Origin of the sequence: Sphingomonas fuzhouensis, assembly GCF_034659795.1 — a bacterium.
Lineage (GTDB): Bacteria > Pseudomonadota > Alphaproteobacteria > Sphingomonadales > Sphingomonadaceae > Sphingomonas > Sphingomonas fuzhouensis.
Genome location: NZ_JAXSQY010000002.1, coordinates 38,846 through 61,944, shown reverse-complemented (window position 1 = coordinate 61,944; position 23,099 = coordinate 38,846). Strand labels below are relative to the sequence as shown.

The 23,099-nt window shown below is 67.5% G+C and carries 19 protein-coding genes, 1 tRNA gene and 1 pseudogene; 8 read left to right on the top strand and 13 right to left on the bottom strand.

The genetic code is table 11. The annotated features are described in order from the left end of the window. Positions 1-47 precede the first annotated feature (47 nt). Complete coding sequence (locus tag U1H82_RS05110; RefSeq protein ID WP_322963852.1) at positions 48-359, top strand: hypothetical protein; 312 nt, start codon at positions 48-50, stop codon at positions 357-359. A 499-nt stretch (positions 360-858) separates the two neighbouring features. On the opposite strand, the gene U1H82_RS05105 is transcribed toward U1H82_RS05110, so the two are convergent. From U1H82_RS05105 to U1H82_RS05055, 11 genes are all read right to left on the bottom strand, one after another. After that, a complete protein-coding gene (locus U1H82_RS05105) occupies positions 859-2,655 on the bottom strand; it encodes a DUF6538 domain-containing protein (RefSeq protein ID WP_322963851.1) in 1,797 nt (598 codons plus the stop codon). 84 nt (positions 2,656-2,739) lie between these two features. Further along, positions 2,740-2,814: transfer RNA gene (locus tag U1H82_RS05100), tRNA-Glu, on the bottom strand. Positions 2,815-2,871: 57 nt separating this feature from the next. Further along, on the bottom strand, positions 2,872-4,626 hold the full coding sequence (recJ, locus tag U1H82_RS05095; protein WP_322963850.1) for a single-stranded-DNA-specific exonuclease RecJ: 1,755 nt from the start codon (positions 4,624-4,626) through the stop codon (positions 2,872-2,874). 80 nt (positions 4,627-4,706) lie between these two features. Beyond that, positions 4,707-5,393: a prolyl hydroxylase family protein gene (locus U1H82_RS05090; RefSeq protein ID WP_322963849.1), complete on the bottom strand. Its 687-nt coding sequence runs from the start codon at positions 5,391-5,393 to the stop codon at positions 4,707-4,709. 70 nt (positions 5,394-5,463) lie between these two features. Next, on the bottom strand, positions 5,464-6,435 hold the full coding sequence (locus tag U1H82_RS05085; RefSeq protein ID WP_322963848.1) for an RcnB family protein: 972 nt from the start codon (positions 6,433-6,435) through the stop codon (positions 5,464-5,466). A 138-nt stretch (positions 6,436-6,573) separates the two neighbouring features. Next, positions 6,574-7,128: a (2Fe-2S)-binding protein gene (locus U1H82_RS05080; RefSeq protein ID WP_322963847.1), complete on the bottom strand. Its 555-nt coding sequence runs from the start codon at positions 7,126-7,128 to the stop codon at positions 6,574-6,576. A 36-nt stretch (positions 7,129-7,164) separates the two neighbouring features. Beyond that, a complete protein-coding gene (locus U1H82_RS05075; protein ID WP_322963846.1) occupies positions 7,165-8,286 on the bottom strand; it encodes a CaiB/BaiF CoA transferase family protein in 1,122 nt (373 codons plus the stop codon). A gap of 150 nt (positions 8,287-8,436) precedes the next feature. Then, the gene (locus U1H82_RS05070; RefSeq protein WP_322963845.1) at positions 8,437-9,621 is read right to left on the bottom strand and encodes an acyl-CoA dehydrogenase; all 1,185 of its coding nucleotides are present in this window, start codon (positions 9,619-9,621) and stop codon (positions 8,437-8,439) included. A 215-nt stretch (positions 9,622-9,836) separates the two neighbouring features. Beyond that, the gene (locus tag U1H82_RS05065; RefSeq protein ID WP_322963844.1) at positions 9,837-11,966 is read right to left on the bottom strand and encodes a TonB-dependent receptor; all 2,130 of its coding nucleotides are present in this window, start codon (positions 11,964-11,966) and stop codon (positions 9,837-9,839) included. 75 nt (positions 11,967-12,041) lie between these two features. After that, positions 12,042-12,401: a hypothetical protein gene (locus U1H82_RS05060; RefSeq protein ID WP_322963843.1), complete on the bottom strand. Its 360-nt coding sequence runs from the start codon at positions 12,399-12,401 to the stop codon at positions 12,042-12,044. Continuing rightward, a complete protein-coding gene (locus U1H82_RS05055; protein ID WP_322963842.1) occupies positions 12,398-12,574 on the bottom strand; it encodes a hypothetical protein in 177 nt (58 codons plus the stop codon). The genes U1H82_RS05060 and U1H82_RS05055 overlap by 4 nt, the downstream gene beginning before the upstream one ends. A 95-nt stretch (positions 12,575-12,669) precedes the next feature. Between U1H82_RS05055 and U1H82_RS05050 the strand changes: the two genes are divergently transcribed. Beyond that, positions 12,670-13,287 (top strand): S24 family peptidase, encoded by a 618-nt coding sequence (locus tag U1H82_RS05050; protein ID WP_322963841.1) that lies wholly within the window; start codon positions 12,670-12,672, stop codon positions 13,285-13,287. Between the two features lie 150 nt (positions 13,288-13,437). On the opposite strand, the gene U1H82_RS05045 is transcribed toward U1H82_RS05050, so the two are convergent. Continuing rightward, positions 13,438-13,623: a hypothetical protein gene (locus U1H82_RS05045; protein ID WP_322963840.1), complete on the bottom strand. Its 186-nt coding sequence runs from the start codon at positions 13,621-13,623 to the stop codon at positions 13,438-13,440. A gap of 139 nt (positions 13,624-13,762) precedes the next feature. Here U1H82_RS05045 and U1H82_RS05040 point away from each other — a divergent pair, with 139 nt between their 5' ends. The 6 genes and pseudogenes from U1H82_RS05040 to U1H82_RS05015 all read left to right on the top strand — a co-directional run. Further along, positions 13,763-13,990: a hypothetical protein gene (locus U1H82_RS05040; protein WP_322963839.1), complete on the top strand. Its 228-nt coding sequence runs from the start codon at positions 13,763-13,765 to the stop codon at positions 13,988-13,990. A gap of 117 nt (positions 13,991-14,107) precedes the next feature. Continuing rightward, positions 14,108-16,120: an autotransporter assembly complex protein TamA gene (locus U1H82_RS05035; RefSeq protein ID WP_322963838.1), complete on the top strand. Its 2,013-nt coding sequence runs from the start codon at positions 14,108-14,110 to the stop codon at positions 16,118-16,120. Then, positions 16,117-20,271 carry a translocation/assembly module TamB domain-containing protein gene (locus U1H82_RS05030; protein WP_322963837.1) on the top strand — a complete coding sequence of 1,385 codons (4,155 nt, stop codon included), beginning with the start codon at positions 16,117-16,119 and terminating at the stop codon, positions 20,269-20,271. The genes U1H82_RS05035 and U1H82_RS05030 overlap by 4 nt, the downstream gene beginning before the upstream one ends. Before the next feature lie 38 nt (positions 20,272-20,309). After that, complete coding sequence (locus U1H82_RS05025; RefSeq protein ID WP_322963836.1) at positions 20,310-21,284, top strand: quinone oxidoreductase family protein; 975 nt, start codon at positions 20,310-20,312, stop codon at positions 21,282-21,284. A 72-nt stretch (positions 21,285-21,356) separates the two neighbouring features. Beyond that, positions 21,357-21,974, top strand: coding sequence for a peptidylprolyl isomerase (locus U1H82_RS05020; protein WP_322963835.1), 618 nt, complete (start codon positions 21,357-21,359; stop codon positions 21,972-21,974). Between the two features lies 1 nt (position 21,975). Further along, positions 21,976-22,143 (top strand): annotated as a pseudogene (locus tag U1H82_RS05015) (putative quinol monooxygenase); the annotation flags it as partial. Positions 22,144-22,305: 162 nt separating this feature from the next. Here U1H82_RS05015 and U1H82_RS05010 read toward each other — a convergent pair. Further along, entirely contained in the window at positions 22,306-23,073 is a 768-nt protein-coding gene (locus U1H82_RS05010) for an energy transducer TonB (protein ID WP_322963834.1), read from the bottom strand. Positions 23,074-23,099 lie beyond the last annotated feature (26 nt).

The window sequence follows — 23,099 nt, the reverse complement described above, 5'->3', positions numbered from 1 at the left end:
CAGGATGCTGTCTCGGTGACTGTCCAGGATATCGTTCGTTCCAGATCATGAACGGCGAGGGGAGGCCATCCATTCGGTTTGGGGCAGGCGGCTGGTGCATCGCCGCGTGCTGCTATGCGCCCGCCGTCTGGTTGCTCGACAAGGGGGGCGACTGGAAGGCCTTGCCGGTCACGCTGGCCACTATGATCCTGTTCTTCACACCCTGGGCGCTGCTGACGCCAGCATTGTTGCGGGCAAGTGCATTCGCGCCGCTCGGCACTGGCCGCAATGGGTGGTCATTGGCGATGCTGGTCCTGATCGGGATTCGCGAAGAACGGTCAGCGCGGTCCGTCCAAGTTCGCCGGGACGAACCGCTTTGACGCGTGATGATTGCCAATCCGGACGTTCGTGGATGAGATGGCCTTATCCAGACTTGCGAGCTTTTCATGCAAAGCCGAGAGACGAGTGACGCCCTCTTCGATCGATCGCAGTTCGGACGCTATCGCTTCGCGCTCACCACGCAAATGCGATAGTCGATGTTCGAGATTGTGGACGAGGTTGGACGTGGCGCTCATGCCCCGTCAGATAGGTATTTGGCTTCCGGCACGCTTGGTGCCGTTGCGCCATAATACCGGAGATATGGCGCGCCCGGAAAGATTCGAACTATTCGCTGGTCGTGGAGCTATTTGATTGAGCTTTGTCCGCTTTCAGGTCGCGCCAATCCGCGACCCGAAATCCGACTTTAGGGCGCATTACTGCCAGACGATCCTGCGCTCAGGGAATGGCCGGTTTTAGCTGAATCTGTCGTTCGAAGCCCAACCGACGAACGACGAATTCTGGTCGACTGCTGCCATTTGAGGTTGTTTAGGTGGCGGAATTTCATTCGAACCGTTTGACCCAGTCTATTTGGGTGCTCGCTTGAACCAGCGCTGCCCAGTCGAGGAACGACCAATCGACCTTGTGCAATTCGCGGTTCAGGATCGTCAGGCGAACACCCTGACCGTATTTGCCGCCGACCGTGGTCGCGGCATGACCGCAAATCTGGTCGACGATCCGCTCGAGCACGCCAGCTTCGAGGGCGAGGTCCTTGAATCCGTGCCGGAAGCTGTGAAAGACCAATCGGGCATCGGTCGACACGTAACGGTCGATGATGCGGTTGGCGATGCGCGAGGCCTCCTTCGTCCGCTTGCCGAAACCGTTGGGAACCAGGTCAGGGAATAGCCTGGTGTGTCCGGCCTTCTTCACCGCGTCGATATAGTGGCGAAAGCCCAGCTCGATCAGCTTGGTATGGACCGGTACGAGTCGGCGTGAGGTGGTCGTCTTGATCGACTTCGGGTCATCGCTGGGACCGGCGGCGTAGTCGTCGATGTCGATATAGGTGATGGCGCCGTCGGTCTTCACATCGGCGACCATCGCCTGGCCGACTTCCTCAAGCCGCGCACCCGTCGTGAGGCCGAGGAGGAACAGCCAATACAGCGTCATGTCACTGACCAGCCGATCATGCTTCCACGTCGCGGGGGCGGTGAATAGCGGGCTGGCGAACAGCCGTTGCAACTCCTCTTCCTGGAAGGTCTGGCGAGGGGCGGCGCCAGTCTTGGAATAGCCGAGGATCGGCACGTCGCGGCCCTCGTTGCGGCTGATCCACTTCTGGCCCTTGGCGAAGCTCAGCAACGCCTGGATCGCGCCGACTCGCTTTTTCAGCGTCGCCGGACTGATCCGGGGCGTATCTGAATGCCGATGGCGCTCGAGGCGCTCGGTGAAGGTCAGTTCGCGATCTGCGCGTGGCATGGAGGCGGGCAGATGGGCTGCCTCATCGCGGTAATCGAGCAGATCGTTGTTGACGATCTCCTCGACGGTGACGTCCCCCAGAAAGTCGATGAAATCGCGGGTCGCGCCTTCATATTCATGCGCGCTCTGCAAAGACGGCTGCATCACGGCCTGCCAGTCGGCAAACAATTCCATCAGGCGGAGGTCAGGCCGCAGGCGACCCGATGTCGGTCGACGCTTGCGGGCCTTTGGGGCTTCAACAGGAATCGCGTCGAGATAGGCCGTGATCGCCGCATCGATGCCGTTGGGCAGCTCGGCGACGGTCACATCATTGTGGCGGGCGATCTGGTCGACGACCCGGCCGATCTGTTCGGCTCTGGCTTCGGATCGGAAGTTTTCGTTGCCCCAGCGCCAGATCGTGCCGGGTGCGTGGCCTTGAACCGGCTTGCGTCCGGGATGATCGCGGAAAAGCGCGGCGTTGTTCGCCAATTCCCACCATTGCTGATCGCTCAGCGGGCTAGGGGAGCTGCATCCGGTCGGGGTCGCGTTCCACAACCCACGGTCCAGCTCCAGCCGGGCAAGCAGCAGACGTTCGATGCCATCGAGACCGCCGGCCTTCAACTCGGGGCCCTGGAAATACGCGGAGACCAATTCGTCGGCACGATCACGTGCGGACGGGCAGGGGCTGCCGGTCGCCTTCAGCCGGGCCCGCGCCTCTTCGAACCGCTGTTCGAGGGCGGCATTGGCCTGGAGGAACAGCACCGTGGCTTCGCTGGCGTTCTTGGTGCTGAGCGATACCTTCCACAACGCCTTGCCGTCGAATGCGGGGCGCAGCTTCTCGGGGATCTGTCGGCGCAGGTAATAAACGCCGGTCGAAGGGTGTTTCCAGGGTGTCGCCATGAGGGCCATTATAATGCTCGCTGTACCTGTGCGCTGTACCAGCGAGCGGCAAAGAATGGCTTAATCGCGCAATTCTGCACTGTTGAGCGCAGATGGTGACCCCTACGGGAATCGAACCCGTGTTTCAGCCGTGAAAGGGCCGCGTCCTAACCGCTAGACGAAGGGGCCGCCGGGTGGCGTGGAGGGGCCTCTAAGGGAGGGTGAGGAATCGGTCAAGCGCTTTTTTCAGTCGGCCCATGCGGCGTCCTCGACATGGAGTTCGGCGACGTCGCGGCCCGACCAGTCGTCGACTTTCGCGCGGCCCGCCAGCCACAGGCGGCGGGTGCTGCCAGCGGCCAGCAGCGCCTGGCCGAGTGCGGTGTCGGCCTGGCGGAAGGCCATGGCTTTCAGGCTGCGGCCATCCGCGCCCGCCACGATCGCGCGGACATGATGGGTGCCGACCAGATCGGCGCGGATCACGCGGAAGGGGCCCGCGGCGATGCGGGGGGCGGGCCAGCCCATGCCGTAAGGGCCACCGGCATCCATCGCGCCGACTAGGCCGGGATTGACCCCGCCGGGGGCTAGCACCGCGTCGACCAGCAAAGCCCGGCCCGCGCTGGCGCGGACGACGGTCTCGGCCAGGCGTTCCTCCAGAAACTCGGCGAGTTCGGGGATGCGGTGCGCCGCGATGGTCAGGCCTGCCGCCATGGCGTGGCCGCCACCCGCGATCAGCAGGCCGTGTTCCTTGGCGGCCAGGATCGCGGCGCCCAGATCGACACCGGTGATCGAGCGGCCCGAGCCCTTGCCGATCCCGTGTTCGTCGATGGCGATGACGATGGCGGGGCGGTCGAGCTTTTCCTTGAGGCGGCCCGCCACGATCCCGATGACGCCGGGGTGCCAGCCGTCGCCCGACACGACCGCCACCTGCCGGTTGCGATCGACGATGGTTTCGGCGGTCGTCTGCACCCCCGCCTCGATCGCGCGGCGCTCGTCGTTGAAATGGTTGAGCTCCTCGGCGATCGCGCGCGCCTCGGCCGGATCGTCGGTGGTGAGCAGGCGGACGCCCAGATCGGCGCGGCCGACGCGACCGCCCGCATTGATCCGCGGCCCCAGTGCGAAGCCCAGGTCGGAACAGGTCGGCGCGCGGGTGAGGCGGGCGGCGTCGGTCAGCGCGGCGAGGCCGATATTGCGCCGCTGCGCCATGACCTTGAGCCCCTGCGCGACGAAGGCGCGGTTCAACCCGCGCAAAGGCGCCACATCGGCCACCGTCCCCAGCGCGACAAGGTCGAGCAAGTCGAGCAACCGGGGCTCGGCCCGGTTCGCAAAGAAGCCCTGCGCGCGGAGCGTCCGGATCAGCGCCGCGCCGAGCAGGAAGCACACGCCGACCGCCGCCAGATGGCCGTGCGCGGCGCCTTCGGTCTCGTCCAGGCGGTTGGGGTTCACCACCGCATGGGCGCGGGGCAGCTCGGTCGCGCATTTGTGATGGTCGACGACCAGGATTTCGATGCCCGCTGCATGCGCCGCCGCCAGCGGCTCGAACGCCTGCGCGCCGCAATCGACGGTGACGATCAGGTTCGCGCCCTCGGCCTGCAGGCGCAGCAGCGCGGCCTCGGTCGGGCCATAGCCTTCGGTCAGGCGGTCGGGGATATAGGGGCGGGCGGACAGGCCCAGATCGCGCAGCAGGCGGACCATCAACGCGGCCGAAGTCGCGCCGTCGACGTCATAATCGCCGAAGATCGCCACCGGCTCGCCCGCGGCCACCGCATCGGCCAGCCGCTCGGCCGCCCGATCCATGTCGCGGAAAATCGAGGGGTCGGGCATGAAGCCCCGAATCGAGGGCGTGCGATGCGCCTCGACCGCGTCGGGCGGGCATCCGCGCGCCAGCAGCAGCTGGGCGACCAGATCGTCATGGCCGAGGCCGTCGCGCGCGTCGGCGGCGAGCGCGCGCCAGCGCCAGGGCTGGCCCAGGATCGATTGGGCGATACCGAGAACCTCGGTCATGGGCGGAACACGAAAAGGGAGAACGTCACGCGAACGTCATGCCATGGACGGCAGAGTCGCGACAAGAGCGGGCGGCGCGCTCAGCTGACCCAGTTGCCCTCGCGAAACCATTTGGTGATGACATATTTGGTGCCCTCGATCACCGGCATCCCTTCGTGCAGCGTCATCTCATTGGGGCTGCCGTCGAGCTTCATGTTGTTCCAGGCGAGCAGCAGGCCCCGGCGCGGGGCGACGCGGATGCCTGCTTGCGGGAACCAGGTCGCGCCACCCTCGGGCACGTCGTTGAGGTAGATCATCGCGGTCCAGGTCCGCTGGCCGCCATGGACGCGCACCTTTTCCCAATAGCTTTCGCTCTCGTGGAAATAATCGTGATGGGCGCGGAATTGCTGGCCGGGGGCATAACGCTGTCCCTGCATCGTCTCGCCCTGTTCGGGGGCGATGCCGAGCAGCGCGGCGATCGATTCGTCGATCGGCTGCACATCGGGGGACCAGCGCGCCATGTCGCAGCTTTCCGAGGTGCGGAACCCATAATCGGGCCGGTCCGACAACAGGGTCGAGGGGCGGCGATTGGCGTCGATCATGCCCATCAGCGCGTCGCACTGTTCGGGCGTCAGGAAATCGGCCTGATAATAGATTTGCGCCATATCGGTCGCCACCCGCGTAACGGCCGGGTTCGCGTCCAGATGCTCGGCGACGGTGACCCCGAAACGCGCACGGACGGGGGAGGCGGCGGGGTGGCCCTTCGGCTTCCTCGAGAAGAACGACATGGGCGCCGATGTGCGACGACAGCCGAGCAAAGACAAGGGGGGAGGGGCCTTGCGAACCCCTCCCGACCGATCACCAGAAGATGTCGTAGACGATGTCGACGACCAGCCCGCTGCGCAGGTCGACCAGCACCGCGTCATTGTAATAGCGGACCCAGCGATAGGGGCCGTAGGCGGGCGGCAGGCGATAGCTGTACGGATCGTCGAGCCAGTAATTCTGGCCGAAGAACATCGGCTCCAGGATCACGCCGCTCGAAAAGCGCTGATAGCCATAGCCGCCGTTCGGGCCATAATAGCGCGGCAGGTGATAGACGCCCCGGTTCAGCGACCGCCAGCCCATCCAGTCATAGCGGCGGTCGCCGCGCCAGCTGCGGTTCCACTGGTCGGCCCAGGCGCGGCGCTCGGCAAAGCCATAGGCCTGGTTATTCTGGTCGCGCCAGTCGCCATAGTTGCGCCGCCAGCGGTCCTGATCCTCGCGGCGGCGGCGGTCGTCGTCGCGCCACCGCTGGTCCCGGCGTTGCTGGTCGCGCCATTGCTGACGACCGTCGCGCCAAGTGTCGGGGCCCGCATTCTGGCGGTCGACCCGCACGCCGCTGGGACCGGCCGGGCCGGGCCGGGGCATGGGCGAGGGCTCCGGCCGGTCGCGCCAGCCGCCGCGATTGCCCCATGCGCGTTCCTCCCCCGGCACCGGGGCGGGTGAAGGCTCGGGCCGGTTGCGGCCGCGATCGCCCCAGTCGCGCGATTGCGCGGGCGCTGGCGGACGCGGTGCCTCGGCATGGTCCGGGCGGAAGGCCGGGCGGTTTTCGGGGAAGGATTCGCGATCGTGGAAGATCGGACGGTTCTCGCTGCGCTCCAGCCGCCCGGCAGGGCCGCCCGGACCATCGGGACCGCCACGGGGCGGACCGCCGCGCGGGCCCTCGCCCGGACCCCCACGTGGACCCCCACGCGGACCGGGGTCGATCGCCTGCGCCCGCACTATCGCCGGAGTCGCCCCCGCCACCATCGCGGTCGCCGCCAGCAGAGCCGCCATCCAATGCCTGTTCATCCGTCTTCACCCCATCCGTCGGCGCACGAGCCGACCCCGATCATGCGATGGACCTTGCCCGATCTGCGTTGAGCGGTTGCTGAACCCACCTGTCAGCTTCGTGAAAGAATCGTGGCGGCGTTTGGACGGACGGCGCGGCTATGGCTCCTGCTGCATCGCGCCCGGAACCAGCGCAGGCACGGCGCGGGCGGCGTCGGCCGGATCGGTGCCGGGGATGGGGGCGGCGGGAATGGTTTCCTCGCCCCGCGCGGCGCGGGCGGCGCGCTGGATCGCTTCGACCAGGCGGGGATAGATGCCACAGCGGCACAGATTGGTGATCGTCGTGCGGATCAGCTCCTCGGACGGGTCGGGATTTTTGTGGATCAGCGCGGCGGCGGCCATCACCATGCCGGGGATGCAATAGCCGCATTGGCCGACATTGGCGGCGAGGAACACCTGTTGGACCGGGTGCGAGCGGTCGCGCGACAGCCCCTCGATCGTGGTGACGACGCTGCCCTCGATCCGGCCGATCGGGACCAGGCAACTGCGCACCGCGCGCCCGTCGATATCGACCGTGCATGCGCCGCAATCGCCGGTGCCGCAGCCATATTTGGTGCCGGTCAGGTTGGACGCATCGCGCAGCGCCCAGAGCAGCGGTGTGTCGGGCGGCAGGCGATAGCGGATCGGCTGATTGTTGACGGTCAGGCTGGTCATGGCGGGGCGGTGCTTAGCGGATGCAATCGGACCGGGCTAGCGACCCAGCATCGGGGCAGCGCGGTCCAGGGTCAGCGCGGCGTCGGAGAAGCGGATCGGGGTGCGCACGCCGGGCACCGCCGAGCCATCGGGGCGCTTGGGGTGGATCGCCAGATCGCGCGCGACGATCTGCGGATCGGCAAAGGCTTGTTCGACCGTGTTGATGGGCCCGGCCGGGACGCCCGCCGCTTCGAGCGCGGCGAGCAGGGCGTCGCGGGCCCAGGTCGCGGTGACGGCCTCGATCGCCTGGGTCAGCGCGGCCCGGTGCTGGCAGCGCAGCGCATTGGTGGCATAACGCGGATCGTCGCCATCGAGTCCCACGATCGCGGCGAAGCGGCGGAACTGCGCGTCATTGCCGACCGCCAGGATGAACCAGCCGTCGCGCGCCGGAAAGGCGGCATAGGGCACGATATTGGGATGCGCATTGCCCAGCCTCGTCGGCGTCGTGCCCGAGGCGAGATAGTTCATTGCCTGGTTGGCGAGCACGCCCGTCATCGTGTCGAGCAGTGCCATGTCGATATGCTGCCCACGCCCGGTGCGTGTCCGCATGTGGAGTGCCGCCTGGATCGCGATGACCGCGTAGAGGCCGGTCATGATGTCGGCCAGCGCGACACCGATCTTCTGCGGCGCGCCGCCGGGTTCGCCGGTCAGGTCCATGATGCCGCTCATGCCCTGCACGATGAAGTCGTACCCGGCGCGCGGCGCATAGGGACCGTCCTGTCCGAAGCCGGTGATCGAGCAATAGACGAGGCGCGGATTGATCGCCGACAGGCTGTCATAGTCCAGGCCATAACGGGTCAGGCCGCCCAGCTTGAAATTCTCGATGACGATATCGGCGTCGGCGATCAGCGCGCGGACCTTGGCCTGACCCTCGGGCGTGGCGAAGTCGGCGACGACCGAGGCCTTGCCCCGATTGGCAGCGTGGAAATAGGCGGCGTCCTGCGTGCCGTCCGGGTTGGAGATGAAGGGCGGCCCCCAGCGGCGCGTGTCGTCGCCTTCGGGGCTCTCGACCTTGATGACCTCCGCGCCGAGATCGGCCAAGACCTGACCCGCCCAGGGGCCGGCCAGGATACGGGCGAGTTCGATGACCTTCAGGCCGGTAAGGGGAGCGGGTTTCACCACTTCAATCCTCCCCAAGCTTGCTTGGGGAGGGGGACCATCGCGCCAGCGATGGTGGAGGGGCGCGACGGACCGGCCATGCCCCTCCACCACGCCCTGCGGGCGCGGTCCCCCACCCCAAGCATAGCTTGGGGAGGATTGGGGTGGGGCTCAAAACGCCGCAATCCCGGTGATGGCGCGGCCCAGGATCAGCGCGTGGACGTCATGCGCGCCTTCATAGGTGTTGACCGTCTCCAGGTTCATCAGGTGGCGCATCACCTGATACTCGCCCGAAATGCCGTTGCCGCCATGCATGTCACGCGCGGCACGGGCGATATCCAGCGCCTTGCCGACATTGTTGCGCTTGACGATCGAGATCATCTCGGGCGCGAACCGGCCCTCGTCCATCAGCCGTCCGACGCGCAAAGACGCCTGCAAGCCCAGAGCGATCTCGGTTTCCATATCGGCCAGTTTCTTCTGGTAAAGCTGCGTCGCGGCCAGCGGTCGCCCGAACTGCTTGCGGTCGAGGCCATATTGGCGCGCCGCGTGGAAGCAGAACTCCGCCGCGCCCAGCGCGCCCCAACTGATGCCGTAGCGCGCGCGGTTGAGACAGCCGAACGGCCCCTTCAGCCCTTCGACATGCGGCAGCAGCGCGTCTTCGCCGACCGCGACCTCGTCCATCATCACCATGCCGGTGATCGAGGCGCGCAAGGACAGCTTGTTCTCGATCTTGGGCGCGGACAGGCCCTTCATGCCCTTTTCCAGCACGAAGCCCCGGATCGCGCCGCCATGCGCTTCGGACTTGGCCCAGATCACAAAGACATCGGCGATGGGCGAGTTGGAAATCCAGGTCTTCGCGCCCGACAGCACATAGCCGCCCTCGACCTTCTTCGCGGTCGTCCGCATGCCCCCCGGATCGGAACCGGCATCGGGTTCGGTCAGGCCGAAACAGCCGATCCACTCGCCGCTCGCCAGTTTGGGTAGATAGCGATGCTTCTGTTCGTTCGAGCCGTAAGCATGGATCGGATACATGACCAGGCTGGACTGCACGCTCATCATCGAGCGGTATCCGCTGTCGATCCGCTCCACCTCGCGCGCGATCAGGCCATAGGCGACATAGGAGGCGCCGACGCCGCCGAACTCCTCGGGGATGGTGGGGCCGAGCAGGCCCAGTGCGCCCATCTCGCGGAAGATGCCGGGATCGGTATGTTCCTGTGCGAAGGCATTGATGATGCGCGGGGCCAGCCGGTCGTCGGCATAGGCGCGCGCGGTGTCGCGGATCATCCGCTCGTCATCGGTCAGCTGGTCGTCGAGCAGGAACGGGTCCGCCCAGTCGAACTTGCCCATCGGGGACATTGGCTTCTCTCCTTATGTCCCCGCTTCTTTCGAAGGCGGCACGCTTTGTCCACCCCCGGTGCAGAAGCTATTCCTCCCCTGCAAGGGAAGGGGGACCATGCGGAGCATGGTGGAGGGGTGTAACCGGTCGCGAGGATTCCCATCCATCACCAGCCGGGACACCCCTCCGTCAGGCCTGCAGCCTGCCACCTCCCCTGCCAGGGGAGGAAGGAGCCTTACAGTTTGAAGTTGAGCGTCGCGCGCAGATCGCGGCCCGCCAGCGGTGCGAAGTCCTTCAGGACGCTGGCGTGACGGCGGGCATCGACGTCGAAGATGTTGTTCGCCGACAGAGTCAGCGTGGTCGGGTTGAGCGCGCCCCAGGGCTTCAGCTGGACCGAGGCGTTGACCAGGGTGAAGCCGTTGGTCGGCGTCTCCAGCCCCAGCACGCGGGTCTGCTTGAAGCTGCGCTCCACCTCGACGCGGGCGTTGACGCTGTCCGACTGGGCTTCCAGGCCGCCGAGCAGGCGCAGCGGCGGGATGCGCGGGGCCGGGCCGGTGTCGATGATCTGGGCATGGACATAATCGCCCAGCAGGTCGGCGTTGATCGCATATGTGCCGATCGTGGCGAGCCGCAGCGAACCCTCCGCCTCGACACCATAATAGCGGGCATCGGCCTGGGCATATTGGAAGCAGGGCAGGTCGACATCGCGACCCGAGGGAGCCGCCGCCGCGACGCAGGCACCCTGCGGCACCAGCGCGTCATAGATATAGTTGGAGAAGCGGTTGTAATAGGCCGAGGCGTCGAAGCTATAGCCGTCGCCATGACCGTGGACGGTCGCCTCGATGCCCCAGCTCGCCTCCTTCTTGAAGTTCGGATTGCCCAGTTCATAGGCCTCGGTCCCGGCATGCGGGCCGTTGGCGAACAACTCCTCGGCCGAGGGCGCGCGCTCGGTGCGCGACAGGTTCAGGCCCGCCCGCCAGTCGGGCGCGAAGCCATAGCTGGCGCCGATCGAGCCGGAAAAGGCGTCGAAGCTGCGCTGACCCCGGAAGAAGCGATCGTCGCTGACGGCGGTGCGCGCGGTCAGCGAGGTATGCTCGAAGCGCGCGCCTGCTTCCATCTTGAACGCGCCGCGATCCAGCTGTTGCAGGGTGAACAGGCCGACCTGCGCGGTGTTGTTGCGCGGCAGGAAGGCTTCATCGCCGCGCACGTCGAAGTCGCGGTTGAAGAACTGGACGCCCGACGCGCCCTGCCAGCCGTCGCGCTTGCTCTGCACCAGTTCCAGGCGGCCTTCGATACCCTTGTTGTAGAAGGCGGTGCCGATGCCGCCATCCTCTTCCAGCTCGTAATGGCGATATTGCGCCGCGCCCGCGCGCAGGCGGATACGGTCGAGGAAGCCGCCGCCCGTCTCGATCTCGCCGCGCAGGTCGAGGCGGTTCTGGACCAGGCTGAGGCGCGGGGCCTCGGGCTCTTCGCCGCCGGGCGTCAGCGTGTAGCGGATCGGCACGCCATAGAAGCTGTCATAATGGCTATAGGCGATGCCCAGCGATCCGGTGTCGGTGATGAGCGCACCGCCGACGCCCGCCGTCCAGGTCTCGCTGGCGGTGTTGGGCAGGCGGCCGCGCAGGTTCGCGACGCTGGCGAAGTCGAGCGGATCGTTCGGGGCCTGCGCCGCCGAAGCCTGCGCCTCGGCACGGGCGCGGGGGCTGAGGACATAGCCGCCGATCTTCAGGTCGTCGGTCTTCAGATACGAACCGTCGGCATGGACGACGAACTGCTTGCCCACCGCCACGTCGGTCGCACCCGCCACCGAACGTTCGGTCGCTGCCGAGCCATAGGTCGCCATGCCCGACAGGCGATAGCCCTTCTCGGGCACGGTGCGCGGGATGCGATTGTCGATGACGTTGACCACGCCGCCCACCGCCGACGAGCCGAACAGCAGCGCGGAGGGGCCGCGCAGCACCTCGATCCGCTCGGCGAGCAGCGGGTTGATGACGACCGCGTGATCGACGCTGGTGTTCGACACGTCGATCGATCCGATGCCGTCGGTCAGGACGCGGATACGCTCGCCCTGGAAACCGCGCAGCACGGGGCGCGAGGCATTGGGGCCGAACGAAGTCGCCGACACGCCGGGCAGGCGGGCCAGCGTCTCGCCGATGGTCGGACGGATCGCGCGATCCAGTTCCTCGCCGGTGATGATCGAGGTACCCGACAGCACATCGGCCTCCGATTGCTGGACCGGCGCGGTCACCACGATCTCACGACCCCGATTGGCCGATGAGGAACTGGTGGACTGCGCGGCGGCGGGGGCGAGCAGGCTGGCGAGCGCGGTGGCCGAAAGGCCGGACAGGAGTACGGGCTTGAACAAGGCGGGGCTCCGATAAATGATGCCCCGCCGCCTACAGTATTGTTACAACATATCAAGAAAAAATTCACGCGCTCGTCATGTGTTTGCCGCATCCAGGCACAGGAGGACGCGCAGGCGCAGAGCATCGCCCTCTGCCTCTACCGCGATGTCGGCGATCAGGTCGCGGCCAAGCGGGATATCGGCCTCGGCGAGGTCGGCCAGCCAGGCCGATCGCGCCGCCCCGCCAAGCGCCTCTACCGCCAGCACGATGACCGAGCCGCTGAACGTCGCCGAACACCAGGGCTCGACCGATACGACGGACAGCTGCACGGCGCAGCCGTTCCGTGCGGCATGGGCGGTCAGCGCGCGGGCCAGCCGCTCGCCGCGATCTGCCGGGCGGCGAACGGGTAGCGGGCGGGGCTGCGCAGCCTGTACGATTCGGGCCAGCGCGGTCATGCGGGCTGTCCTGCGATGAACGCGTTGACGCGCGCGATCATTTCCTGCCCCGGCTCCCGCCCGCGCCGCAAATCACTGACCAGACGCGGATCATTGACCGCCAGCCGTCCGAATTTCGTCTCGGGCATATGGCTGGTTTTCAGATAGCGATCGATCACTCCCAACAATTCCATGGACGTTCTCCCAAAGTCCGATTCTTGTTCCTATGTTCATGATCTGTTCTGATTTCCAACTTGTCTAGGAAAAATCCTATGCCTATATCGGGACAATGACGGACACGGGCATCAGGACGGCGGTGCAGGCGCTGGCGGCGGAGGCGGGAGTCAGCCTGGCGGCGCTGTCGCGCATGCTCGGTCGCAACGACGCCTATCTCCAGCAGTTCGTGCAGCGCGGCACCCCACGCGTGCTGGCCGAGGCGGATCGGCGGCAATTGGCCGAGTTTTTCGGGGTGCCCGAGACGCGGCTGGGGGCCTCGCCCGCGACGGGACCGATGCTGGTGCCCCGGCTGGCGGTCGCGGCGTCGGCGGGGCCGGGGGCGACGGTCGATGACGAAGTGATGATCGGGGTCGAGGCGATCGATCGCGGTCTGGCCCGGCGGCTGGGATTGCGGGACGGGGCGGCCTCGGTGATCCGCGTGCGGGGCGATTCGATGGCGCCGGGGCTGCTCGACGGCGATCATCTGGTGGTCGACGAGCGCGACGTCCGGCCCAGTGCGCGCGGGGGCCTTTACGTGATCCGGATCGGCGAGGTGCTGATGGTCAAGCGGGTGCGCGCGATGGCAGACCGGCTGGTCGCCACCAGCGACAACCCCGCCGCGCCGCCGCTGCCTGAGGGGGCGATCGCGGTAATCGGGCGCGTCGTATGGCAGATGCGATTGCCAAGCTGATGAACGTATTCCTCCCCTGCAAGGGGAGGTGGCAGGGCGAAGCCCTGACGGAGGGGTGTAACCATCGGCGAGGATGGTCCCAACTCACGACCGGCGACACCCCTCCACCAGCTTCGCTGGTCCCCCTCCCCTTGCAGGGGAGGAATGTTTTTACCGCCCCCGCCACCACAGCAGCAGCGCCACGACGACCCCAACCGCCAGCCCGATCAACACCCCCATAGTGACTTCGCCGGTCGCCAGCCCCGCGATGATCCCGCCCACCACGCCCAGCGCGATGAAGATGCCGCCCGCATGGGCGGACGACGAGGACGGGCGCGGGATTTTCGGGTCGGTCATGCTGGCTTTCCTGCCATGCACAAGGCGGCGAAACCAGCCACCCATGGTCGAAATCGAGTTAACCATTTCAAGGGGTGGCTAAATTCATAACCCCCGCTTAGGGGAAGCGGCGTCCACGGCGCGGTTAGAGGGAGTTTCCATGCGCGATCATCGCGATGCCTATGTTGCGCCATTCCTGACCGATCGAGATGTGGCGGACGCGGCCGAGATGATGGAAACTTTCGGCCATGCCGCGGGTGATGAGGCCGCCGCGCGCGCCGATCGCAGCCGCGATCTGGGCAATCACATCCATTTCTGCCGCTGGCGTCAGATCGAGCGGCTGATCGACCTCTTGTCCGGTGACGAGGCGGTCGGCACCGTCCATTGATCGGCGGCCCGCGTTCCTCGGGATCGTGGTGCTTCGCGACGACCGGATCGGCAAATCTGTCCAGATGATGGCGCTTTGGGGTGTTGCTGTCGCCTCCGCGCGGCTAGGGATTGGCGCATGATGGTCCGCGTCGGGCGGCCGCGCCGCTCGGCCGCCATCATATGCTTGGCAATGGGTCTTGGGGGGCTTGGCGGCGCGGGCTGGTCCGGCGCTGCGTCCGCGCAGACCGCGAGCCCGGCATCGCCCGTGGCGAAACAGACGGCCCCGACGGCGGACGCTCTGGACGATCCGACCATGCTTGATCCCTCCGCGCCGCTGGCACCGCTGCCCGAGATCGGCGTGGCCTGGCCCGACCTGGCGACCGCGCCGGGCGATCCGATGGCGACGATGGCCGCGACGGTCGATGCGGCGGCCGAGCGGCGTTATCACTGGCGGGTGGAGGGGATCGACGGCACGGGCGATCTGGTTCGCCGTCGTTTCGAGCAACTGTCCACCCTGGACGCCAATGACGGCGAGCCCGCCAACGCCGCGCAGCTCGATCGCCGCGCGCGCGAGGACGCGCAACTGCTGACCAATTTGCTGCGTGGGGCGGGCTATTACGACGCCCAGGTCACGACCCGGATCGAGCCGGGGAATGAGCCGACCGTCGTGCTGGAGGCGGTGCCGGGCAATCTCTATCGCTTCGCGGGCGTGACGCTGGACGGGGTGAAGGCGGCCGGTGACAAGGCCGCGCCGCTGGAAAAGGCGTTCGGGATCAAGCCGGGCGATCCGGTCGATGCCGACACCATCGTCGCGGGCGAGGCGCGGCTGAAGACCGTGGTGGGGGAGGAAGGCTTTCCCTTCGCCAAGGTCGGCGACCCGCAGATCGTGGTTGACCGCGCCGCGCGCACCGCGACGCTGGACCTGTCGGTCGATCCGGGGTCGTCGCGCCGCTATGGCCGGATCGTCATGGCCAACGACAAGCTGTTCGACGCCAAGCACGTTCAGGAGATCGCCCGCTTCGAACCCGGCCAGCCCTATGATTCCGCCGGGCTGGACGATCTGCGCCGCGCGCTGGTGCAGACCGGGCTCGTCTCGTCGGTCGAGGTGAAGCCCGTGCCCGGCGACACGCCCGACACGGTGAACATCGCCGTCGCGCTGGAGCCCGCGCCGCCGCACACCATCGCGGGCGAACTGGGCTATGGCACCGGCGAGGGCGCGAGCGCGACGATCAACTGGACCGACCGTAACCTTTTCCCACCCGAAGGCGCGCTGACCCTGCGCAGCGTGCTCGGCACCCGCGAGCAGCTCGGCGCGGTCGTGTTCCGGCGCAACAATTTCCAGGGCCGCGACCGCGTGCTGACAGCGCAATTCTCGGCGGCGCATATCCTGCGCGACGCCTATGAGGCCAAGACGATCTCGTTGTCCGGCGGGCTGGAGCGCCAGACCAATATCTTCTTCCAGAAGACCTGGACCTGGTCGCTGGGTGCGGAATTGCTGACCTCGGACGAACGCGACGTGATCGAGAGCACCGGCCAGCCGCGCAGGCGTACCTTCTTCATCGGCGCATTGCCGACCAGCCTGAATTATGACGGCTCCGACGACCTGCTGAACCCGACGCGCGGCTTCCGGCTGGGCGGGCGGGTGAGCCCGGAATTGTCGCTACAGGGCAGCGTCTTCGGCTATACCCGGACCCAGATCGATGCCAGCCTCTATCACCCGTTCGGCGACCGGGTGGTGCTGGCCGCGCGGACCCGGCTGGGCACGATCCTGGGTGCCCCGCGCGACCAGATCGCGCCGTCGCGGCGTTTCTATGCGGGCGGCGGCGCTTCGGTGCGCGGCTATGGTTTCCAGGCGATCGGGCCGCGTGACGCGAACAACGATCCGATCGGCGGGCGCAGTCTGGCGGAGTTCTCGATCGAGGCGCGGGTCAAGGCGTTCGGCCATTTCGGCATCGTGCCGTTCCTGGATGCGGGCAATATCTCCACCTCGCCGCTGCCGCGCCTAACGGGCCTGCGCTTCGGCACCGGGCTCGGCGTGCGTTATTATTCCAATTTCGGGCCGATCCGCCTCGATGTCGGCACCCCGCTCAACCCGCAAAAGGGGGATAGCCGGGTTGCGGTCTATGTCTCGCTGGGACAGGCCTTTTGACCGAGAACACCGAGCCCGCACCCGTCGCCCGGCCGCGTTTCCGTGTGGGAAGGGCAATCGCGATTGCGGTGGCGGCGCTGGTCGGCATCCTGTGTGCGGCACTGGGTGTCGTCGATACGTCGATCGGGCATCGCTGGGTCGCGGATCGCATTGCGACCATCCGCACGCCGACGGGGCTTCGCTTCTCGGTCGGGCGGATCGACGGGTCGCTCTATTCGGACATGCGGCTGGTCGACCTGCGCGTCTATGATCTGGACGGGCTGTTGGTGCAGGTGCCGCAGGCGCGGCTCGACTGGCGGCCCTGGAACTGGACGCGCGGCATGCTCGATATCCGCCGGGTCGAGGCGGCGACGGCAACGCTCTATCATGTGCCCCATATGCGGCGCACCGGGCGGCAAAGGCCGATCCTGCCGGATTTCGATATCCGTATCGACCGGCTGCGGCTCGACCGCCTGATCCTTGCCCCGCGCGTATTGGGCCGCGAGCGGGTGGCGAAGGTTATAGGCCGCGCGGACATTCGCGACGGACGCGCCGTCGTGGCGCTCGACGGTGCAGTGGCGGGTAGCGACCGGCTGCGCCTTCGCCTCGATGCGCAACCCGATCGCGACCGTTTCGACCTGACGGTCGATGCGCGGGGAGCGGCCGATGGCGTGCTCGCCAAGGCGGTCGGCGCCCGCGTGCCGGTGACGCTGACCGTTGCGGGCGCGGGCCGCTGGTCGCGCTGGGACGGCCGGGCGCAGGGGCAGATTGGTGGTCGGCGCGCGGTCGACCTGACCCTGTCGGCCCGCGGGGGCCGCTATGCGCTGGCGGGGCAGATCGCGCCCTCGTTGATCCTGCACGGGCGGCTCCAGCGGATGGCCACGCCGCGCGTCATCGTGGCGGGCCAGGCGGATTTCGCCGATCGGCGGCTGAACGGCGCGCTGGTGCTGCGTTCGCCCGCGCTGCGGATGCGCGCGCGGGGGATCGTCGATCTGGGCCGGAGCCGCTTCGAAGGGCTGCGCGTCGATGCCAAATTGCTCCGGCCCGAGGCGCTGTTCCGCAATATGAGCGGGCAGGCGATTGCCATGACCCTGCGGCTGGACGGCGCATTCGACCGCGCCGCGTTCGACTATCGGCTGGCGGCGACCCGCTTCGCCTTCGACCGGACGGGGTTCGAGGATGCGGTCGCGGCGGGCAAGGGCCGGTTGCAGGGGCGCTGGCCGCTGACCCTGCCGGTGCGGTTCACCGCGACGCGCGTGACGGGCGTAGGCGAGGCGGCGGGAGGCATATTGCACCGGCTGTCGGTGGCGGGCGACCTGCGCATCACGCCGCGTGACATACTGGGGCAGGGGCTGGCGCTCCGTTCGGACAAGCTGGCCGGGCGGCTGAACCTGCGTATCGACCTGACCAATGGACGCTATGATGTCGGGCTCGACGGCGCGCTCCAGCGCTATCTGATCCCCGGCCTGGGCATCGTCGATGTGAAATCCCGGCTGACCGCCGTACCGGGTGCCGGTGGCCATGGCACGCGCGTCGTCGGGCGGGGCGAGGCGCAGGTCCGGCGGCTCGACAATGGCTTCCTCCGCTCGCTGGCGGGGGGCTTGCCGCACCTGACCACCGATCTGGAACGCGGGCCCGATGGCGTGTTCCATTTCCACCATCTGGTCCTGACCGGCCCGGCCATCCGCCTGACCGGCGAAGCGATCCGGCGGCGCGACGGCACCTTCCACTTCGTCGGTGGCGGGCGACAGCGGACCTACGGCCCGGTCCAGATGGTGCTGGACGGGCGCATCGACCGGCCGACGCTCGACCTGCTGCTCACCGCGCCCAATGCGGCGATGGGCCTGCGCGACGTGCGGGCGCATCTCGACCCGACCGACCAGGGCTTTACCGTCCGCGCCGCCGGGGGATCGCGGCTGGGGCCCTTCCAGGCGAGCGGGGCGATCCTGTTGCCGCATGGCCAGGATGCGGTGATCCAGATCCAGCCGCTGCTGGTGGCAGGCACCCGCGCGACCGGCGTGCTCAACGTCGTGCAGGGTGGCTTTGCCGGGCGGCTGGACGTGGCGGGCGGCGGTCTGTCGGGCGAATTGCTGTTCCGTCCGGTCGGCGAGGTCCAGCGGGTCGAGGCGCATCTTGCTGCACGGCAGGCGCAGATTTCGGGCGTCATGGTGCGGCAGGGGCGGCTGGACCTGATTGCGCTGCTCGACCCCGCGGGCGCCTCGGTCGAGGCGTCGGCCAATGCCCAGGGGCTGCGGCGCGGTGCGCTGCACATCGCCCGGATGAACGGGACCGCCCGGATGCGCGGCGGCACCGGTGAGGTTCGGGTCGGCATCTCCGGCTCGCGCGGTCGGGCCTTCTCGATCCAGGCGGTGACGCAGGTCACGCCCGACCGTTTCTCGACGGCTGCGCAAGGGACGCTCGACCGGCGGCCGCTGCAATTGCTGTCGCCCGCCGTGGTGACGCGCGACGGCGACGGCTGGGTGCTGGCACCGACCCGGCTCAGCTTTGCGGGCGGCGAGGCGAAGCTGGCCGGGCGGTTCGACAGCGACGCGACGGAGGTTCAGGCCAGCTTGACCAGAATGCCGCTGGCGGTGCTCGACATCGGCTATCCGGGGCTTGGCCTGGGCGGCACCGCCACCGGCACGCTGACCGTTCGACAGGCGGCGGGGGCCCCGACCGGCAAGGTGGACCTGACCATCAGCGGACTGACCCGCGCCGGGCTGGTCCTGACCTCGCGGCCGATCGATATGGGCGTGGCGGGCGTGCTGTCCGCCGATCGGCTGGGCGTGCGGGCGGTGATGGCCTCGGGCGGGCGGGTGATCGGGCGCGGTCAGGCGCTGCTGGTCCCCGGCGGGGCGGGGGACTGGGCGGCGCGGATGCAGGCCGGGCGGTTGATCGCGCAGCTTCGCTATGCCGGGCCCGCCGATACATTGTGGCGGCTGACGGGGGTCGAGATGTTCGACCTGTCCGGCCCGGTCGCGATCGGTGCCGATGTCAGCGGATCGCTAAGCCAGCCGGTTATCCGGGGCGCGGTGAAGGCGACGGGTGCGCGGATCGAAAGCGCGACCACCGGCACGGTGCTGACCGATGTACAGGCCAGCGGCCGGTTCGGCGGATCGCGGCTGGTCATCGACCGCTTCACCGCCCAGGCGGGGCGCGACGGTCGGGTCAGCGGCACCGGCCAGTTCGACTTCGCCGCCGCGCATGGCGTCGGGCTCGATCTGTCGCTCAACGCCAGCAATGCGGTGATGATCGCGCGCGACGATATCGGCGCGACGGTGACGGGGCCGCTGACCTTCCATTCCGATGGCGCGGGCGGCACGATCGCGGGCGATGTGGTGCTCAACCGCAGCCGCTATCGCCTGGGCCGCGCGACGGCGGCGACGGCGGTGCCGCAGCTCAACATCCGCGAGATCAACATTCCCGGCGGCGGCGAGGAGGATGACGTTCCCCGCAAACCCTGGACGCTGGCGGTCCGGGCGAGCGCGCCCAACGGGCTGATCGTGTCCGGCCTGGGCCTGAACAGCGAATGGTCGGCGGACCTGAAGATCGGCGGCACGCCCGACAATCCGGCGATCAACGGGCAGGCGACGCTGATCCGCGGCGATTATGAATTTGCGGGTCGCGACTTCGACCTGGCGCGCGGGATTATCCGCTTCGGCGGCGAGGTGCCCGCCAACCCCGCACTCGACATCGCCGCCAACGCCAATGTCCAGGGGCTGAGCGCGACGATCCGCGTGACCGGCACCGCGCTCAAACCCGAGATCGGTTTTTCGAGCACGCCCGCTCTGCCCAATGACGAACTCCTCTCGCGGCTGCTCTTTGGCACCTCGATCGCCAAATTGTCCGCGCCGGAAGCGTTGCAGCTCGCCGCCGCCGTGGCCGCGCTTCAGGATGGCGGCAATGGGCTGAACCCGATCAATGCGGTGCGGCGCGCAGCGGGGCTCGATCGGCTAAGGGTGCTGCCCGCCGATGTGCAGATCGGTCGCGGCACCTCGGTCGCGGCGGGCAAGTACATCACCCGGCGTTTCTATGCCGAGATCATCACCGACGGGCAGGGCTATTCCGCGACCCAGATCGAGTTCCAGGTCACCCGCTGGCTCTCGCTGCTCTCCAGCATCTCGACGCTGGGGCGGCAGAATGTGAACGTGCGGATATCCAAGGATTATTGACGCGTTGGCGCGGGCGAACCGCGAACAGGAGCAGAGCCATGGAAAAGACCGCCTTTATCGACCGGACCGGCGGGCCAGAGGTCATCCAGTGGCGCGACGAGGACCTGCCGCCGCCGGGCGCGGGCGAGGTGCGGATGCGCCACCATGCGGTCGGGCTGAACTATATCGACACCTATCACCGCAGCGGGCTCTATCCGATCGACCTGCCCGGCAAGCTGGGCTCCGAAGCGGCGGGTGTGGTCGAGGCGGTGGGGGAGGGCGTCACCGATTTCGCCATCGGCGACCGGGTCGGTGTGTTCGGCCCCGCGCGCGGCGCCTATGCCACGGCACGCAATGTCCCGGCCGATCTGCTCGTACCGCTGCCCGACAGCGTCGACGACCGGACGGCGGCGGCGATCCTGTTGAAGGGCGCGACGACGGCCTTCCTGATCGAGGATTGCGCCAGGGTTCAGCCCGGCTGGACGGTCCTTGTCCATGCAGCGGCGGGCGGGGTGGGGCACCTGGCAGTCGGCTGGCTCAAGGCGATCGGCGCGACGGTGATCGCGACCGTCGGCAGCGACGCGAAGGCGGAGAAAGCGCGCGCCGCCGGGGCCGATCACGTCATCCTCAACCGGCAGGAGGATGTCGCCGCCCGCGTGCGCGAGATCACCGGCGGTGCGGGCGTGCCGGTGGTGCTGGACGGGGTGGGCAAGGCGACCTGGGACGCCTCGCTGAACAGCACCGCGCGGCGCGGGCTGGTGGTCAGCTTCGGCAATGCCTCGGGCGCGGTCGATGGCGTCAATCTGGGTATATTGGCGTCGAAGGGATCGCTGTTCGTGACCCGTCCGACCCTGTTCGACTATGCGGTCAGCCCGGAGGAAAAGCGCAGCCTGATCGCGCGGGTCTTTGCGATGCTGGAGAAAGGCGCGATCACGCCGGAGATCGGCCAGTCCTTCGCCTTGACCGACGCTGCCGAGGCCCACCGCGCGATCGAGGCCGGGGAGACGGTCGGTAGCACGGTCTTGATCCCGTGAGCGACGTGCGGCTTCCCTGAAGCCCGCGATCCACGTTAGACCAGAGCCAGTTTCGTAATTGGAGGCCCCCAGATGCTCCCGCTCCTGCCGCTCGCCCTGTTCGTCGCGCAAGTCGTGCCGGTCGCCCCGCCCGCCCCGGCGACGACCGAGGCGCCCAAACCGGTGATGGTCCGTGTCGCCATGCAGACCAGCCTGGGGCCGGTCGTGCTCGATCTCGACCGTACCCATGCGCCGATCACCACCGCCAATTTCCTGCGCTATGTCGACCAGCACCGGCTGGACGGCGTAACCTTCTACCGCACGGTCCGGGTCGCACCCGATTTCGGATTCGTCCAGTTCGGCATCCAGAACGAGCCCAAGCGCATCCTGCCCCCGATCGCGCATGAGCCGACGACCAAGACGGGCATCAAGCACACGGACGGCACCATCTCGATCGCGCGGCTGGCGCCCGGATCGGCGCGCGGTGATTTCACCATCATGGTCGGCGACCAACCCTCGCTCGACGCCGATCCGTCGAAGCCCGGCGACAATCTGGGCTATGCCGCCTTCGGCCATGTCGTCGAGGGGATGGACGTGATCCACAAGATCCTCGACCAGCCCGCTGATCCCACCAAGGGCCCGTTCAAAGGCGAGATGCTGGCCGCGCCGGTGAAGATCCTGTCGGCCAAGCGGGTGACGGTCGCGAAGTGACATGCTGTTGATCGTCGGCACCGTCCGCCTGCCGCCCGCAAATCTCGACGCGGCGCGCCCGGTCATGCGGCGCATGGTCGAGGCCAGCCGCGCCGAGCCGGGATGCCTGGACTATAGCTATGCCGAGGATGTGCTCGATCCCGGCCTCATCCATGTGAAGGAGCTATGGACCGACCAGGCGGCGCTGGACCGCCATTTCGCCGCGCCGCATCTGGCGGAATGGCGGGCGGCTTGGCCGGAACTGGCATCGGCGAGCGGGATTTGCGGGTCTATCCGGTCGGTCAACCCAACAAGACCTGAGCCAAACCGGATCGAATCCCTATTGCCGCCTTTATGGACGATTCCACCGGATAGGAAGGAAGGCGTAGCTCGCCATGGGCCGTCCGCTGGCATCCGTCGGAGGGATCAACCGTGCCTCTTTCGCTATGGCGCAGCTTCCGGTGTTCAACCGCTCGTCGGCCGACTCCACGGCCTTGCAATCTGTGATCGCGCCGGTTGGATCGGTTTTAAGCAGTAATAAAACGCGCCCCGAAACGCCCGCCCGGCGTGCTTCCTCCGGGTAGCGCTTGTTGTCGAACGCCAATAGGAGTTGCTTGCTGACCTTGGCGAGCTTGTCCTCGAAATAGAGTGACGGCGACACGCCCCAATCGGCCAACTTGCTCGACATGCATTCGTCCATCTTTTGCAGAACAGCACCTATGGACGTAACGTGAAGCGGCGGCATCTTGCCTTCCAGCCGAATAGTGGTTGCGTCGTGTAATGAGGCTAATGCCGCCTTGTCGGGAAAGAGCTTGAGCAGCCGATATCTCGTGTCCTGCGTTGCGAAGGCGCCATAATGGATAGCGATCGGTGGCGCATTGTCCACGGAGACGTTTATCTGCCCGATACCCGATGGGAGCAGGGCATTGGGTGCGCGGATGAGAAGATAGGGGGTGCGGCTATGAAGAGTTTCTTCAAATCCGATCTGGACTGCGTCTTCACCTTTAAAGGCCCGCTGAGCGATGCAGCCTTCCGATGACGGCGCGACTTGCCAGGGGCTCGCAGCTTCCAAGGGAGCGGTCGTCTCTTGCAACGCGAGCAGGGCCAAAATCAGGATCACTATCAAAGCTTCTTATGATAATTGTC